The sequence below is a fragment of the Sphingomonas sp. genome (genome assembly GCF_035758555.1).
GTDB lineage: Bacteria > Pseudomonadota > Alphaproteobacteria > Sphingomonadales > Sphingomonadaceae > Sphingomonas_B.
The window spans coordinates 1-14,415 of the sequence record NZ_DASTXI010000066.1; the positions used below are offsets into that span (position 1 = coordinate 1).

10 protein-coding genes are annotated in these 14,415 nt (G+C 66.2%); 7 read left to right on the forward strand and 3 right to left on the reverse strand.

Annotated elements, in window-relative coordinates; genetic code table 11:
* Positions 1-22 precede the first annotated feature (22 nt).
* Positions 23-1,519, forward strand: a complete 1,497-nt coding sequence (locus tag VFT73_RS04030) for an NAD(P)/FAD-dependent oxidoreductase (protein WP_326408885.1) — start codon at positions 23-25, stop codon at positions 1,517-1,519.
* 58 nt (positions 1,520-1,577) lie between these two features.
* Positions 1,578-4,751, forward strand: a complete 3,174-nt coding sequence (locus VFT73_RS04035) for an error-prone DNA polymerase (protein ID WP_326408876.1) — start codon at positions 1,578-1,580, stop codon at positions 4,749-4,751.
* A gap of 126 nt (positions 4,752-4,877) precedes the next feature.
* Here the strand turns inward: VFT73_RS04035 and VFT73_RS04040 are convergent, their stop codons facing one another.
* Positions 4,878-7,007: a PQQ-dependent dehydrogenase, methanol/ethanol family gene (locus VFT73_RS04040; RefSeq protein WP_326408877.1), complete on the reverse strand. Its 2,130-nt coding sequence runs from the start codon at positions 7,005-7,007 to the stop codon at positions 4,878-4,880.
* 120 nt (positions 7,008-7,127) lie between these two features.
* Here VFT73_RS04040 and VFT73_RS04045 point away from each other — a divergent pair, with 120 nt between their 5' ends.
* Together VFT73_RS04045 and VFT73_RS04050 are read left to right on the forward strand one after the other, a co-directional pair.
* Positions 7,128-8,969 carry a sodium:proton antiporter gene (locus VFT73_RS04045; RefSeq protein ID WP_326408878.1) on the forward strand — a complete coding sequence of 614 codons (1,842 nt, stop codon included), beginning with the start codon at positions 7,128-7,130 and terminating at the stop codon, positions 8,967-8,969.
* Positions 8,966-9,568 (forward strand): OmpA family protein, encoded by a 603-nt coding sequence (locus VFT73_RS04050; RefSeq protein WP_326408879.1) that lies wholly within the window; start codon positions 8,966-8,968, stop codon positions 9,566-9,568. Before VFT73_RS04045 ends, VFT73_RS04050 begins: the two co-directional genes overlap by 4 nt.
* Here the strand turns inward: VFT73_RS04050 and map are convergent.
* Positions 9,559-10,380 carry a type I methionyl aminopeptidase gene (map, locus tag VFT73_RS04055; protein ID WP_326408880.1) on the reverse strand — a complete coding sequence of 274 codons (822 nt, stop codon included), beginning with the start codon at positions 10,378-10,380 and terminating at the stop codon, positions 9,559-9,561. The genes VFT73_RS04050 and map overlap by 10 nt on opposite strands.
* A gap of 24 nt (positions 10,381-10,404) precedes the next feature.
* Positions 10,405-11,496 carry a DUF5694 domain-containing protein gene (locus VFT73_RS04060; protein ID WP_326408881.1) on the reverse strand — a complete coding sequence of 364 codons (1,092 nt, stop codon included), beginning with the start codon at positions 11,494-11,496 and terminating at the stop codon, positions 10,405-10,407.
* An 89-nt stretch (positions 11,497-11,585) separates the two neighbouring features.
* Between VFT73_RS04060 and VFT73_RS04065 the strand changes: the two genes are divergently transcribed.
* From VFT73_RS04065 to VFT73_RS04075, 3 genes are read left to right on the forward strand one after another with little or no spacing between them, the layout of a single operon-like run.
* Positions 11,586-12,347: a competence/damage-inducible protein A gene (locus VFT73_RS04065; protein ID WP_326408882.1), complete on the forward strand. Its 762-nt coding sequence runs from the start codon at positions 11,586-11,588 to the stop codon at positions 12,345-12,347.
* A 4-nt stretch (positions 12,348-12,351) separates the two neighbouring features.
* The gene (locus VFT73_RS04070; RefSeq protein WP_326408883.1) at positions 12,352-13,521 is read left to right on the forward strand and encodes a glycosyl transferase-like UDP-glucuronosyltransferase; all 1,170 of its coding nucleotides are present in this window, start codon (positions 12,352-12,354) and stop codon (positions 13,519-13,521) included.
* A gap of 15 nt (positions 13,522-13,536) precedes the next feature.
* Positions 13,537-14,370: a PhzF family phenazine biosynthesis protein gene (locus VFT73_RS04075; RefSeq protein WP_326408884.1), complete on the forward strand. Its 834-nt coding sequence runs from the start codon at positions 13,537-13,539 to the stop codon at positions 14,368-14,370.
* Positions 14,371-14,415 lie beyond the last annotated feature (45 nt).

A 14,415-nucleotide genomic window follows, 5' to 3' on the forward strand; every position in this document is an offset into this window, starting at 1 on the left:
AAACGTCAGGAAGGATGCGGGCATGATCGAATCGGTGGACGTGCTGGTGGTGGGCGCCGGGATTTCCGGCATCGACGCGGGCTATCACTTGCAGGCCTATGCGCCGGGCAAGAGCTACCTGATCTTGGAAGGGCGCGACGAGCTTGGTGGAACATGGGATCTGTTCCGCTATCCGGGCATCCGCTCCGATTCGGACATGCACACGCTGGGCTTCTCCTTCCGGCCGTGGAAGGAAGCCAAGGCGATCGCGGACGGCCCGTCGATCAAGAACTATCTGCGCGAAACGGCCGAGCATTACGGCATCGACAAGCATATCCGCTACCAGCACCGGGTGAAGCGCGCGTCCTGGGATTCGGGCACGGCGCGCTGGACGGTCGAAGTCGAGCGCGGCCCGGACCGCGAGGCCGCGACCTATTCGGCCAATTTCCTCTTCATGTGCAGCGGCTATTACAATTACGGCGAGGGCTTCACGCCGGAGTTCCAGGGCCGCGAAGATTTCCGTGGGCAGATCGTCCATCCCCAACACTGGCCCGAGCAGCTGGACTATAAAGGCAAGCGCGTCATCGTGATCGGCAGCGGCGCGACCGCGGTCACGCTCGTCCCGGAAATGGCGAAGGAAGCGGCGCATGTTACGATGCTGCAGCGATCGCCGACCTACATGGTCTCGCGCCCCAGCCAGGACAAAATCGCAAACGCGCTCAGGAAAGTGCTGCCGTCGAAGCTCGCTTATGGCCTGACGCGCTGGAAGAACGTGCTGCTCGGCATGTATTTCTACAAAAAGACACGGACGAATCCCGAAGGCGTCAATGCCTGGGTGCTGGAACGCGTGAAGGCGCTGCTGCCCGAAGGCTATGACATGGCGCATTTCACGCCGAGCTATAATGTCTGGGATCAACGTCTCTGCCTCGTGCCCGACGACGACCTGTTCGCAGCGATTCGGAGCGGCTCGACCGAGGTGGTGACCGGGCACATCGACCGCTTCACGCCGAAGGGCATCCTGCTGAAGGATGGCCGCGAGCTCGAAGCCGATGTCATCGTCACTGCGACCGGCCTCAATGTCCAGCTGCTGAGCGGCGTCGCCTTCACCGTCGATGGCGAGCAGGTCGAGCTCGCGAAGACGATGACCTACAAGGCGATGATGTTCTCGAGCGTGCCGAACCTCGCTACCTCGTTCGGTTACACCAATGCGTCCTGGACGCTGAAGGCTGACCTGACCTGCATGTATGTGGCGCGGCTGCTGAACCATATGGACCGCACCGGCACCCAGATCGCGACGCCGGTGCTCGACGATCCGGAGGTCGAGGAACAACCCTGGCTCAGCTTCACCTCAGGCTATGTCCAGCGCGCGTTGGACAAATTGCCGAAACAGGGCTCGAAACGGCCTTGGCGCGTACACCAGAATTACGCGCTCGACATGCTCGACCTGAAATTCGGCAAGGTCGAGGACGGCGCGATGACCTTCCGCAAGGCCGGCGCGGTGCGCCGGGACACGACGCCGGAGCTGATGGCGGCGGAGTAAAACGCCTCAGGCTGGAACATAGATAGAACATTGGTGTATCTGGTCCGACGATTCGGCCATGTACACGGAACTCAACGTCTCTACCCATTTCAGCTTCCTGCGCGGCGTCTCTAGCGCGAAGGAGCTGTTCGCGGCGGCTGCGCTGCTCGGCTACGAAGCGATCGGCATCACCGATCGCAACACGGTCGCAGGGCTGGTCAAAGCCCTTGTCGCCGCCGAGGCAACGGGCGTCCGGCTGGTCGCCGGCTGCCGGCTCGACCTGATGGACGGAACCGGCCTGCTGGTCTGGCCGGAAGACCGCGCCGCCTGGTCGCGTCTCACGCGGCTGCTGACGATCGGCAAGGGCCGCGTCGACCGCAAGAAGGGCGAAAAGGGCCAGTGCTTTCTCCATTGGGAGGACGTCGCGGCATGGAGCGACGGACTGGTGGCGGCGCTGGTTCCGGAGGAAGCAGATCGCGTCACCGGAATTGCGCTCGCGCAAATGGTGGGCATTTTCGGCGACCGCGCGCATCTGGCGCTTTCCCATCGCCGCCGTCCGGGCGAGGCCGCGCGATTGCACGCGCTCGATACGTTGGCCCGGCGCTACGGAGTGCGGCCGCTTGCGACCGGCAACGTGCTCTACGACTGCCCCGACAAGCGGATGCTGCAGGACGTGGTGACCGCGATCCGCGAACATTGCACGATCGACGAACTGGGTTTCCGCCGCGAACGCTATGCCGATCGCTACCTCAATAGGCCGAAGGAGATGGAGCGGCGGTTCGCCCGCTTTCCGGATGCGGTGCGCGCGAGCGTCGATATCGCCGCACGCTGCACTTTCTCGCTTCGCGAGCTCAGCTACCAATATCCCGACGAGATCGTCATGTCCGGCCGCACGCCGCAGGACGCGCTTGAAAAGCTGACCCGCGAGGCCCTGCACGCCAAATTCCCGGCCAAGCCGAAAGAATATTCCGACCTCCTCGAACATGAACTGAGACAGGTCGCGAGCTGGCGCTACGCTCCCTACTTCCTGACCGTCCATTCGATCGTTCAATATGCCAGGAGCCAGGGCATTCTTTGCCAGGGCCGGGGATCGGCCGCGAATTCGGTGATCTGCTTCGTGCTGGGCATCACCTCGATCGATCCCATCCAACACAAATTGCTGTTCGAACGCTTCCTCTCCGACGCGCGCGACGAGCCGCCCGACATCGACGTCGATTTCGAGCATGAGCGGCGCGAGGAAGTGATCCAGTGGATTTACGAAACCTACGGCCATTCGCATGCCGCGCTGGCGGCCGTGGTCAGCCGTTTCCGCACGCGAGGCGCAGTACGCGAAGTCGGCAAGGCGCTGGGCCTGTCCGAAGACGTGACAAGTGCGATTTCGGGCCAGATCTGGGGCTGGTCGAGCGACGGCGTTGCCGAGCGGCATGTCGAACAGCTTGGGCTCGACCTCAACGAGCCGCGGCTCGCGCTGGCATTGGAGCTGAGCCGCCAGCTGATCGACACGCCGCGGCATATGAGCCAGCATCCCGGCGGCTTCGTGCTCACTCGCGACAGGCTCGACGATCTCGTGCCGATCGAACCCGCGACGATGAAGGATCGCCGCGTCGTCGAATGGGAGAAGGACGATCTCGAAGAGCTGAAGATCATGAAGGTCGACGTGCTGGGGCTCGGCATGCTCGGCTGCATGCGCCGCGCGTTCGACCTGCTGGAGGAGCATAAGGGCCAGCGCCTGACGCTCGATTCACCCGTGCTGCAGACGGATGACTCAAAGGTCTACGAGATGATTTCGAACGCCGACACGCTTGGCGTCTTCCAGATCGAAAGCCGGGCGCAGATGTCGATGCTGCCGCGCCTGAAACCGAAAGAGTTTTACGACATCGTCATCCAGGTTGCGATCGTGCGGCCGGGGCCGATTCAGGGCGACATGGTTCACCCCTATCTCCGACGGCGCGAGGGGAAAGAGAAGCCGGAATATCCGAAGCAGGAGCTGAAGGACGTTCTCGAAAAGACGCTCGGCGTGCCGCTGTTCCAGGAGCAGGCGATGAAGGTCGCGATCGTCGGCGCTGGTTTCAGCCCTGCCGAAGCAGACCAACTCCGCCGTGCCATGGCAACGTTCAAATCCAGAGGGGGCGTCGACAAATTACGTGACAAAATGATCGGGGGCATGCTCGCGAACGGCTACACGCGCGACTTTGCGGAACGGACGTTCAAGCAGATCGAGGGTTTCGGAAGCTATGGTTTTCCCGAAAGCCACGCCGCCAGCTTCGCCAAGATCGCCTACGCTTCGTCCTGGATGAAATGCCACCATCCGGAAATCTTCTGTGCCGCCCTGCTCAATGCGCAGCCGATGGGTTTCTACGCGCCGGCCCAGATCGTCCGTGATGCGCGCGAGCACGGCGTGGAGGTGCTGCCGCCCTGCGTGAATGCGAGCCGGTGGGATTGCACGCTGTCAGGAGACGCGGAACGCAAATCGGTGCGTCTGGGCCTGAGGCTGGTCAAAGGTCTCTCGGAAGATCACGGCGCCCTTGTCGCCATCGCCGCGATGGACGGGCCCTTCGTTTCGATCGAAGATGCCTGGCAACGATCGGGCGTGCCGGTCGCAGCCTTAGAGCGGCTGGCCGAAGCGGATGCCTTCGCTTGCCTCGGTCTCGATCGTCGCCAGGCGCTCTGGCAGGTACGGGGGCTCGGGCACACCGAGTTGCCCTTGTTCAGATCGGTCGAAGACCGGGAACCGGCCGTCACGCTCCGCCCGATGACGGAGGGACGCGAGGTGGTCGAGGACTACGGCACGATCCAGCTATCGCTCAGGCATCATCCGCTGCGCTTTCTGCGGCCGGAGCTGGAGCGCCGGCAGATCGTGCCCGCAGGCTGTCTCGCCAGATTGAAGGACGGCGCAAAGGTGACGGTCGCCGGCATCATCCTGGTCCGCCAGCGGCCCGGCAAAGGCAATGTCTGCTTCATCACGCTGGAGGACGAGACCGGCATCGCCAATGTCATCGTCTGGCAGCGCGATTTCGAACGGCAGCGGCGCGCGATCATGGGATCGGCCATGATCACCGTCCACGGCAGGCTACAGATCGAAGGCAAGGTGATCCACGTCGTCAGCGATCGGATCGAGGATTCGACGCCCCTGCTGCGCAAGGTCGGCGAGATGGACTTCCCTCATCACCACGGCCGGGGCGACGGTGCGAAGCACGCCGGCTCACCCGATCGCGGCGAGCTGATCCGGGTGAAGACGCGCGATTTCCATTGAGGCGCTCCCGACGGCACTCGTCCTCAGCGCAGCGCGCAGCGCGTAGTCGAAGGGCGCTGCTCCGAAATCACGCCCTTCGACTACGGCCTTCGGCCTCCGCTCAGGACGAGCGGAAGCCTTGCCTGCTCATTTGGTCCCCAAAATCGCCGGATCGTGCGTCTTGGCCCAGTTCGCTTCGCCGATGACATAGGCGCGGGCCGCTTCGGCGTCTGCCGGGCTCAGCACTTTCGCGAAGCTGACCATGCCGCGGTCGTGGAGCGCGCCGTCGATGACGATGCTCTTCCAGGTATCGGCATCGCCGAGCGCGCCGGAATGGCGGAGGTCGGGCGTCACGCCGCCGCTGACGGCGTTCGCGCCGTGGCAGACCTGGCAATAGCGGCCAAAGACCGCCTTGCCCTGTGCGACCTGCGCGGCGGGCGCCGTTGCCGGCGGCGGGTCGAAATTCATCGCCGCGTCTGCCGGCAGCGCGGGCAGTTGGCCCTTACCGTCCAGCTTCAGCACGATCAGCCGCGGGATGCTCGGCACCTTGTTCGCGGCGCCGCCGGCATAGCCCGAGGTCAGCGCCCAGGCACCGCCGCGGCTGGTCAGCAGCGCAACATATTGCACGCCGTCGATGCTGTAGGTCGACGGCGCCGCGAGCACGCCCGACTGCACCGGCAGCGACCAGAGCTGCTTGCCGCTGTCCGCCGCATAGGCGCGGAATTCGCCCAGCGCCGTGCCCTGGAAAACCAGGTTGCCCGCGGTCGCCAGCGTGCCGCCGTTCCATGGCGTCGAATAATCGACCCGCCACTTCGCCTTGCGCGCGACCGGGTCCCACGCGACGAGCGCGCCCTTGGTCGCTGCGATCGCCGCCTTGATGAAGGCGGGATCGGCCGGGAGCATCCCCTCGCTCATGTTCGCGCCGACATTGAAGCCGATCGCCTCGCGCGACGCGTCCTTCGCGGACAGCGGCGGGATGTAGCCGAAGCCGATGTCGTTGACCGGCAGGTAAACGAGCCCGGTCGCGGGCGAAAAGCTCATCGGCTGCCAGCTATGCGCGCCGATCGGCGCCGGGGCGGCCAGGAACGGCCTGCCGTTGGCGCCGTAGCGCGCTTCGGGGTTCTCGATCGGCCGCCAGGTCTTGGGGTCATAGCCGGTCGCCCAATTCACGGCCGTGAACATGTCGGCGGAAACAGGCTTTCCCGTCTCGCGGTCGATCACGAAGAAGAAGCCGTTTTTCGGGGCGTGCAGCAGCAGCTTGCGGCCGCCCAGCTCCGCCAGGATGATCGGCTGCGTCGCGGTATAGTCCCAGCTTTCGCCCGGCGTTTCCTGATAGTGCCATTTATAGGCGCCGGTGTCCGGATCGAGCGCGACGATCGACGACAGGAACAGATTGTCGCCCTGGCCTTCGCTGCGCACCTGATGGTTCCAGGGGCTGCCGTTGCCGACGCCGATATAGAGCTGGTCGAGCGCGGGATCGTAGACGATTGCGTCCCAGGCCGTGCCGCCGCCGCCCGACTGTTTCCACTGGCCGTTCGCGCTCCAGGTCTTGAAGGCCTTCGCCATGATCGGGTCGGATGCTTCGCCGTCCGGCTGCCCGGTCGGGTTGGGCACGGTGTAGAAGCGCCAGCGCTTCTTGCCCGTTGCCGCGTCATAGGCGGTCACATAGCCGCGCACGCCGAATTCGGCGCCGCCATTGCCGATGATCACCATGTCCTTCACGACCCGCGGCGCGCCGGTGATCGTATAGGGCTTGGCGGGGTCGGTGGTCTGCACGCTCCACAGCGGCTTTCCGGTCGCGGCATCGAGCGCGATCAGCCGTCCGTCGAGCGTGCCGAGATACAGCTTGCCCTTCCACACCGCGACGCCGCGATTGACGACGTCGCAACAGGCCTGGACGCCCTTGTCCCCTGCGACTTGCGGGTCATAGCTCCAGCGCGGCTCGCCGGTCACTGCATCATAGGCGAAGACCTTCGACCAGGGGCCGGTCACGTAAAGCACGCCATCGACCATTACCGGCGTCGACTCCACGCCGCGCGCATCGGGCAGGTCGGCGAACCAGGCGATGCCGAGCCGGCCGACGGTCGCGTCGTCGATCTGGGTCAGCGGGCTGAAGCGCTGCTCGTCGTAATCGCGGCCGACCGCCGGCCAGTCCGTCCCGTCGCCGCCCTTCGTCAGATAGGCGCCGTCGACCTTTGCCCCCGGCTTCCCGCCCGTCTGCGCATAAGCCGCGACCCCCAGCGCCAGCGCCGCCGCCGAAATCACGATCGCCCGCATCCCGATGCTCCCCTTTCAGGGGGACTGTGCTGCGATCGGGGGTGCACCGCAAGGGCGGTGCTGGACACATCCGTCCGCCCCTTGGTTATGTAGACGAAACGAAAGGGTGCAGCGAAACGGATGAATCATGACGCGTTGGTGATCGCGCTGATCGGCGTGCTGGGCATCGGGGCGCAGTGGGTCGCGTGGCGTACCGGATGGCCCGCAATCGCGCTGATGCTGCTGGCCGGCATTGTCGCCGGACCGGTGACGGGCGTGATCCATCCTGAGCAGGATTTCGGCAAGATGCTCGATCCTGCGATCTCGATCGCGGTCGCGATCATCCTGTTCGTCGGCGGCCTCAATCTCAATTTCCGCGAATTGCGGCACGCCGAAGGGGCGGTGGCGCGGCTGGTGCTGATCGGCGTTCCGATCAGCTGGGTGCTCGGCGCTCTGGCCTGCTATTATGTCGCGGGCCTGGTGTGGCCGGTCGCGATCCTGTTTTCGGGCATTCTTGTCGTGACCGGGCCGACCGTGGTGCTGCCGCTGCTGCGCCAGCTGAATATCGGGCCGCGCCCGCGCGCGATCCTCAAATGGGAAGCGATCGTCAACGACCCGATCGGCGCGCTGTTCGCGGTCATGACCTACGAATATCTGCTGAACGTGGAGAATGGCGCGACGCTGGCGAGCGTCGCGATTTCGCTGTGCGCGGCGGCGCTGGTGGCGGGGCTGATCGGCTTTTCCGCAGCGGCGCTGATCGGCTGGCTGTTCCCGCGCGGCGACGTGCCCGAATTCCTGAAGGCGCCGGTGCTGCTCGTCACGGTGATCTGCGCCTTCATGCTTGCAAACTTCCTGAAGCAGGAGACCGGGTTGCTGGCGGTGACGGTGATGGGCGTGTCGCTGGCGAACATGCGTCTCGCCAGCTTCCGCGACTTTCACAAATTCAAGGAGGATATCACCGTCCTGCTGGTCTCCGGCGTGTTCATCCTGCTGTCGGCATCGCTGAACCTTCAGGTGCTGCGCCAGTTCGAGATGCGCTTCGCGGCGTTCCTTCTGGTGCTGCTGCTCGTCGTGCGCCCGGCCACCGTGCTGATCAGCCTGGCCTTCTCGCGCCTGCCCTGGGCGGAACGGCTGTTCATCGCCTGGCTGGCGCCCCGAGGGATCGTCGCCGTAGCGGTGTCGGGGCTGTTCGCGCTTCGCCTGGGGGATCTCGGCTATGGCGACGGGGGCACGCTCGTCACGCTTTCGTTCGCGGTGGTGATCTCGACCATCGTCGCGCACGGCTTCACCGCCCGCCTGTTCGCAAGGCGGCTCGGAATCGAGAGCGATGCGGCCAAGGGGCTGCTGATCGTCGGCGCGACGCCCTGGAGCCTGTCGCTTGCCGCCCATCTGCGCAGCCTGGGCGTCGCCGTCATGGTCAGCGACACGAGCTGGCAGCGGCTGACGCCCGCGCGGGCGCAGGACATTCCGAGCTTTCACGGCGAAATCCTGGCCGAGGCGACCGAGGAACGGCTTGATCTGAGCCAGTTCCAGATGCTGGCGGCGACCAGCGACAACGAGGCGTACAACGCCCTGGTCTGCAACGAATTCGCGCCCGAAGTGGGGCGCGATTCCGTTTACCAGCTGGGGAGCGCCGCGGGCGACGATCCGCGCAGCCTGCCGGAAAAGCTGCGCGGCCGCGCGCTGTTCGCCACCGGGCTCGGCGTCGAGGATCTGGCGGCACGCGAAGCCGCCGGCTGGACCTTCCTGGCGACGGAAGTCGGCGAACCGACCGGGCTGGACGCGCTGAAGGCGGCGCTGCCGGAGCAAGCCGATCTGCTGCTGCTGATCCGCAAGGGCGGGGCGCTTCGCTTCTTCACTCACGCGTCGCGGCCGGCGCCGGAGCCTGGCGATATCGTCGTTTCCTATGCGCCCGCATCGGCTGCAGCGGAGGCTGAGATGCCTTCGTCCGCGCCCTCATTCGCTTCGGAGGTGACGAAATGACCCGTTGGCCGCACGTGAGTTTATGGCTGGGCTGCCTTGCCCTGACCGGATGCGGCGACGAGCCCGGACGGCAGCCGAACGCGGTGGCGACGAGGACGTCGCCTGCGCCCACTCCCGCCCCGACAGCGACCGAGGCAGCGCAGGAGTCGATCATGCGCCCGTCGGTCGTCGAAACGCCGACGCCAACGCCGCCGCCTGCTCCGGAGCCGGTCAACGCGACGGTGCTGTTCGATTCAAACGATGCGGCGCTCACCGATGCAGCCAGGGCGAGCCTCGACGAAGTCTTGGGCAGGATCGCCGCGATGGCCGGTCCGGTGACGATCCGCGGCCACACCGATTCACGCGGCAACGACGAAGCCAACAAGCGGATGTCGGAAAAGCGCGCGGAGGCCGTCCGCGACTATCTGGTGGAACACGGCGTGGCCGCGGCGCGCGTGACCACGATCGGGCTGGGCGAGGATCGGCCGGTCGCGCCCAACGCAACGCTTCAAGGCAAGGACGACGAAGCGGGGCGGCAACGGAACCGCCGCGTCCATATCGTTGCCGAGCCGGCAGAGGCTGCGGTGCCAGCCGCGCAGCCAAGCGACGGTCAGAAGTAAGGCGGCTTGTCCAGCCCGGCCGGGCTTTGGGTGAAAATCTCGCAGCCGGTTTCGGTGATGCCGACCGAATGCTCGAACTGGGCGGAGAGCGAGCGGTCGCGGGTCACGGCGGTCCAGCCGTCTTCCAGCACCTTGCAATCCGGACGGCCGATATTGATCATCGGCTCGATCGTGAAGAACATGCCGGGCCTAAGCTCCGGACCGGTGCCGGGCCGGCCGGCATGCACCACTTCCGGCGCATCGTGGAACAGCCGCCCGACGCCGTGTCCGCAGAAATCGCGGACGACGCCGTAACGGTGCTTTTCGGCGAAGGACTGGATCGCGTGGGCGATGTCGCCCAGCCGATTGCCCGGCTTCGCCTGCTCGATCCCCAGCATCATCGCTTCATAGGTGACGTCCACCAGCCGCCTCGCCTTCACGCCGACATTGCCGATCAGGTACATGCGGCTGGTGTCGCCGTGCCAGCCGTCGAGCAGCGGCGTCACGTCGACATTGACGATGTCGCCGTCCTTGAGCGTCCGTTCCGACGGGATGCCGTGACAGACGACGTGGTTGATCGAGATGCAGCTGGAATGGGTATAGCCGCGGTAGCCGAGCGTCGCCGGCACTGCGCCGCCGCGCAGCATTTGCTCGCGGATCATGTCGTCGATCGCCTGCGTCTCTACGCCCGGCACCATGTGCGGCGCGATCGCATCCAGGATCTCCGCTGCCAGCCGCCCCGCCTTGCGCATGCCCTCGAACCCTTCGGGCCCGTGCAGCTTGATCGCGTTGGTGCGCGTCGCGGCGGAATCGGCGTCGATATAGCTGGTCATGGCCGCAATGTAGCGATCGAGGCCTTAGCCGACAATGAAGCCGGCCGATTTCCCCAGCACCTCGGCGGTCGGGACCAGCCGAATGCCGTGCATCATGCCGAGATAGGCTTCGAAATAGGGCTTGTGGGTTGCACCGACGATCACCAGCCCGCGCACTCCGGGCCGATGCCCAAGCGCGGTGCGGATGTTCGCGACCATGTGCAGATTGCGTGCTTCCCACCCGGCCACATAGCGACGGCCATGCTTCTGCGGAGAGGAATCGCGGAACGCCCGGCCCATGTCGGACGCGACAGCCTCTTCTCCGGTCTTGGGCAGGTTCAGGAAGCGATAGTAAGCGAGCAAGGTCGCGCCATCCTTCAGCCCCTTTTCCATGGCTTCGGCCCTGATCCGGGACTGGGGTTTCGGTCCGCTGTTCCAGAGTTTCGGGATTGTCTGCTCGAAACCCGGCGGCGCCCCGTCCATGATGCGATCGGAAAGATGGTCGTCGACCGGGTATATGCGCTCGAGGCCGAGACGGGCGGCGAGCGCGGCGCCGACAAGATAATTTTCGTTGCGGCGGACGATCAGCTCGTCGAGCGCAGCCTTGAGCGGAGCATCGATGCTGTCGCCCTCGCGCCGTTCGGCAACCGGAAGCCGCAGCCACTGCACGGCCGCCGAGCCGAGATTGCCGGCAGCGGCGAACGTTGCCGCGAGACGGCGCCGCTCGCCTGGCAAAGGGGAGGTGCCGAGCCCCTCCACCGTCTTTTCCGCTTCCGCTTCAGCGGCCGGCATGTCGAGCCCGGTGGACTTCGCCGCCAGCGCAGACACGCGCTCGACGGTCTTGCAATAGTCGTTGGCGGTATCCGGCCAGTTCTTCTCATAAACGCGAAGCAGATGACATTCGGGACCGGACAGCCCTTCGATGGTGATAACCTGCGGACGCCACGCCGAGAGCCGGGCGAGCATCGGCTCCAGCCATTCGGGCTGGACGGACTCGATGCCAGAAAGGTGGGGACTTCCGAGCACCATCACCTCGGTCGGGTCGGAAACCGGCCAAGGGCCAGCAACCGTCGTCGCGCCCGCCGGCGACCCTGCCAGCAACACCCCTGAAAGCAACAGCCCGCTCATCCGGATCATCAGACTCTCCTTTGATGTTGGTGTATTATGACTGTAACGCACCTGCTGCAAGCCGCTGTTGCCTGGAACGTGGGCTGCGGTAAGGCGGAATGATGGATTCCGACCGTATCTGGACTGCCGGGCTCGTCATCATCGGCGACGAGATCCTGTCCGGGCGCACGCAGGACCGGAACATTTCCCAAATCGCGCTGTGGCTGAACCTGCAGGGCATAAGGCTGGGCGAAGTGCGTGTGGTCGGCGACACGGTGCCGGCCATTGTCGAGGCCGTGAACAGCCTGCGTGCGCACCACGACTATCTGTTCACGACCGGCGGCATCGGCCCGACCCATGACGACATCACCGTCGACGCGATCGCCGAAGCGCTGGGCGTGCCGGTCGTCGTCCATCCGCGCGCGCGGGCGATGCTGGAGAGCTACTATCGGAGCCGTGGCGGCATCACCGACGCGCGGCTGCGTATGGCGCGCGTGCCCGAAGGCGCGGAGCTGATCGAAAACCGCATGTCCGGCGCGCCCGGCATCCGTTTCGGCAATATCTTCATCATGGCGGGCGTGCCGAACATCACCGCGATGATGCTCGACGCACTGTCTGGCACGCTGGAGGGCGGCCGGCCGATGCTGTCGGAGACGGTCGGCTGCTGGGTTGCCGAAAGCGAAGTCGCCGACATGCTCGGCGCGACAGAAAAGGCGCATCCGGGCTGTCAGATCGGCAGCTACCCCTTTTTTCGCGACGGCAGGGTCGGCGCCAACTTCGTGATCCGCTCGACCGACCGGGCGGCGCTCGACGCCTGCCGCGCCGATCTGGCCGCTCGTCTCAGCGCGGCTGGCCGCGACCCCGTTCAGGGCGGCATCTGACGCCATGGCGAAATTCCTGCTGGGTTGGGAGCTGGGGGCGAATCGCGGTCATCTGGTCCGGATGGCCGATGTGGCGCGCCGGCTGGCCGCGGAAGGGCACGAGGTCGTGCTTGCTTCGCAGCGCCTGAGCCGCGATTTCGACCTGCCCGCCAACGTGCAGCTCTGGCAGGCGCCGATCTGGCCCCGGCTGCTCGGCAATGTCGGCGCGCTGGGCGGGCCGATGCCGAACACGATGGGCGACATCCTCGTCCGTGTCGGCCTCGATATTCAGGGCACGCTGCCGACACTTGTTCAGGCCTGGCGTCAGCTGCTCGATGCAATGCGACCCGACGCGGTCGCGGCAGATTTCGCGCCGGCTTTGCTGACGGCTGCGCGCGGGCGGATGCCCACGCTCGCAATGGGGCTCGCGTTCGACTCGGTGCCTTCGCATCTTGACGAATTTCCCAGCCTCACCGGCCAGCCCGCCGCCTATCCCGAAACGGGCGTGCTCGCGGCGGTCAACGCATCGATGGCCGCGGCCAGGCTGCAGCCGCTCGCCCACCTGCCGGAGATGTTCGGCGCCGATCATGCGCTGGCCGGCACTTTCACCGAACTCGACGTCTACGCCAGGTGGCGGTGGGAGCCCGTGGTCGCCCCGTCGGTGGCTCATCCGGTGGGAGAGGCGGGCGCCGGAGAGGAGGTCTTCCTCTATGCCGACGCGGCACTGCTGCGCACGCCGGCCCTGTGGGACGGTCTTGCGCGCTCGGGGCTTCCGGTCCGCGTCTATGCCCAGGGTGCGTCCGGAGTGCAGCAGGCGGAGCTCGCGCGGATGGGGTTCACGGTCGAGGCCGCGCCGATCCCGTTCGCCCGGATCGCGGAGCGCTCGCGCGTGGTGATGACCTATGGCGGGCTGGGCTTCACCAGCAGCGCGCTCGCCGCGGGCGTGCCGGTGGTCGTAGTGCATTACGACCTCGAAAAGGCGCTGACGGGCCAGGCGATCACGCGGCTGCAGCTGGGCGGCCATGTCTATGCCGGCTCGATCCAGCCCGAAGCGTTCGCGACGTCGCTACGCCAGCTGTACCAGAACGACAGTTTCCAGCGTCGCGCGCGCGAGCTGGCGCCGGGGTTCAGGGCGCGGCTGAGCCCGAGCCAGGAGGAACTGGCGGCGCGCTGGCTGATCGACGCGGCCGGCTAACCGAGGAGCGAAGCAATGGATTTCAGCCTGGTCGACGTGTTTGGGGTCGAAGATTTCAGCGGCAACCCGGTCGCGGTCGTGCATGGCGCGACGAGCCTCAGCCCCGACCAGATGCAGCGCATCACCCGCTGGCTGAACCTGTCGGAAACGACGTTCCTGCTGCCGCCGACCGACCCGCAAGCCGACTATCGCGTTCGCATCTTCACCCTCGACCGCGAGATGCCGTTCGCCGGCCATCCGACGCTCGGCACCGCGCATGCCTGGCTGGAGGCGGGCGGCGCGCCGCGCAATGCGGGCGTGGTGATCCAGGAATGCGGCGCCGGACTCGTTCCGCTCCGCCGCGACGGGGAGCGGCTCGCCTTCGCCGCGCCGCCCCTGATCCGCTCCGGCCCGGTCGACGAGGACAAGCTGGCCGAGATCGCAGGCGTGCTCGGCATTGCCCGCGACCGTATCCTCGATGCGGCCTGGGCGGACAACGGCCCCGGCTGGGCAGCGGTGCTGCTGGGCTCGGCGGAGGAAGTGTTGGCGCTCGAACCCGCGCGCTATCACCCGTCGCGGATGGAGATCGGCGTCGTCGGGCCTTATCCGGCCGGCCGTGATGCAGCCTACGAAATCCGCGCGATCTTCAGCGATCCGTTCGGAGGCCTGATCGAGGATCCGGTGACCGGCAGCCTCAACGCCTCGGTCGCGCAGTGGATGCTGGAGACCGGTCGCGTCACCGCGCCCTATCAAGCGAGCCAGGGCACGCGCCTGGGCCGGACCGGAAGCGTATCGATCACAGAGGCTGACGATCAGGTCTGGATCGGCGGCCGGACCAGGACGCTGTTCCGGGGCCGGTCGGCCTTCTGAGCGTCTGTAGCGGGTAGCGGGAATCGAACCCGCGCGTTCAGCATG

Bases quoted from the DNA above. Each gene is read 5' to 3' on its own strand.
- VFT73_RS04030 (WP_326408885.1), top strand. From the start codon at position 23: ATGATCGAATCGGTGGACGTGCTGGTGGTGGGCGCCGGGATTTCCGGC.
- VFT73_RS04035 (WP_326408876.1), top strand. From the start codon at position 1,578: ATGTACACGGAACTCAACGTCTCTACCCATTTCAGCTTCCTGCGCGGC.
- VFT73_RS04040 (WP_326408877.1), bottom strand. From the start codon at position 7,007: ATGCGGGCGATCGTGATTTCGGCGGCGGCGCTGGCGCTGGGGGTCGCG.
- map (WP_326408880.1), bottom strand. From the start codon at position 10,380: ATGACCAGCTATATCGACGCCGATTCCGCCGCGACGCGCACCAACGCG.
- VFT73_RS04050 (WP_326408879.1), top strand. From the start codon at position 8,966: ATGACCCGTTGGCCGCACGTGAGTTTATGGCTGGGCTGCCTTGCCCTG.
- VFT73_RS04060 (WP_326408881.1), bottom strand. From the start codon at position 11,496: ATGATCCGGATGAGCGGGCTGTTGCTTTCAGGGGTGTTGCTGGCAGGG.
- VFT73_RS04045 (WP_326408878.1), top strand. From the start codon at position 7,128: ATGAATCATGACGCGTTGGTGATCGCGCTGATCGGCGTGCTGGGCATC.
- VFT73_RS04065 (WP_326408882.1), top strand. From the start codon at position 11,586: ATGATGGATTCCGACCGTATCTGGACTGCCGGGCTCGTCATCATCGGC.
- VFT73_RS04075 (WP_326408884.1), top strand. From the start codon at position 13,537: ATGGATTTCAGCCTGGTCGACGTGTTTGGGGTCGAAGATTTCAGCGGC.
- VFT73_RS04070 (WP_326408883.1), top strand. From the start codon at position 12,352: ATGGCGAAATTCCTGCTGGGTTGGGAGCTGGGGGCGAATCGCGGTCAT.